The sequence below is a fragment of the Lentzea alba genome, assembly GCF_047445655.1.
GTDB lineage: Bacteria > Actinomycetota > Actinomycetes > Mycobacteriales > Pseudonocardiaceae > Lentzea > Lentzea alba_A.
Window position 1 is genome coordinate 1 of record NZ_JAJAEG010000099.1, and the last position, 1,145, is coordinate 1,145.

Here is a 1,145-nt window from a genome sequence, read left to right on the forward strand (position 1 = left end):
TACGGCGACGGCCAGGGCGGTTTCCACTGGGGCCACGAGGGTGGCGCGGGCTGGGGCTCGTTGACGCAGCTCGCGGTCACCGACATGAACGGTGACGGCAAGGGCGACCTGATCGGCGTCGCGAACGACAAGCTCCGTTACTACTACGGCGATGGCACGGGCAACTTCCACTGGGGCCACGAAGGTGGCGCCGGGTGGAACGCCCTGACCCGCTTCGCCGCGTGATCGGGAGACGTGCCGTGAAGAAGACACTTCTCCTCGCCGCAGTGATCGGCGGACTGGTGGCCACGCCCGCACTCGCCGTGGCAAGTGAACTGACCGCGCAAGGGGTCCAGGACGACTTCATCGCGGTGGCCGGCCCGATGGCCCAGGACGTCAAGCGGGAGTTCAACGTCCCGGCGTCCGTGACGACGGGGCAGGCGGCCCACGAGTCCGACTGGGGCCGCAGCGGCCTGACCACCAAGGACCGCAACTACTTCGGCATCAAGTGCGTGGGCACGGACCCCGGTCCGATCGCCGTCGGTTGCCGGGCCTACCCGACGACCGAGTGCGACCAGAGCGGGTGCCACCCGGCCACGGCGTACTTCCGCACCTACAACTCGATGCGGGACTCGTTCCGCGACTACGGCCGGATGATCAGCACTTCGCCGAGCTACGTGCACGCCATGCCGTACCGCACGCAGCCCGACCGGTTCATCGTCGAGATCGGCAAGGTGTACGCGACGGACGGGTCTTACGCGTCCAAGGTCACGAACATCATGCGCACGTGGAACCTCTACCGCTTCGACACCGGGGGAGGGCGGGGCAACGCCGACATCAACGGTGACGGCAAGGGCGACCTGTGGGCTGTGGCCGGTGACAAGCTGCGCTACTTCTACGGCGACGGCTCCGGCAACCTCCACTTCGGACACGAGGGTGGCGCGGGCTGGAGTGCCCTCGGTGAGATCGCCATGGGTGACGTGAACGGTGACGGCAAGGGCGACCTGATCGCCGAGGTCGGCGGGAAGCTGCGTTACTACTACGGCGACGGCACCGGGAACCTGCACTTCGGCAGCGAGGGTGGTTCCGCGTGGGAGACCGTCAAGCACCTCAACCTGGAGGACGTGAACGGTGACGGCAAGGCTGACATCGTTGGTGTCGCTGGA

At 67.3% G+C, this 1,145-nt stretch carries 2 protein-coding genes; both read left to right on the forward strand.

The genetic code is table 11. From position 1 onward, the window contains the following. A partial coding sequence (locus tag LFM09_RS50045; protein ID WP_414103724.1) for a hypothetical protein occupies positions 1-225 on the forward strand: 225 nt, incomplete at its 5' end. A 14-nt stretch (positions 226-239) separates the two neighbouring features. Then, a partial coding sequence (locus tag LFM09_RS50050) for a glucosaminidase domain-containing protein (RefSeq protein ID WP_414103725.1) occupies positions 240-1,145 on the forward strand: 906 nt, incomplete at its 3' end.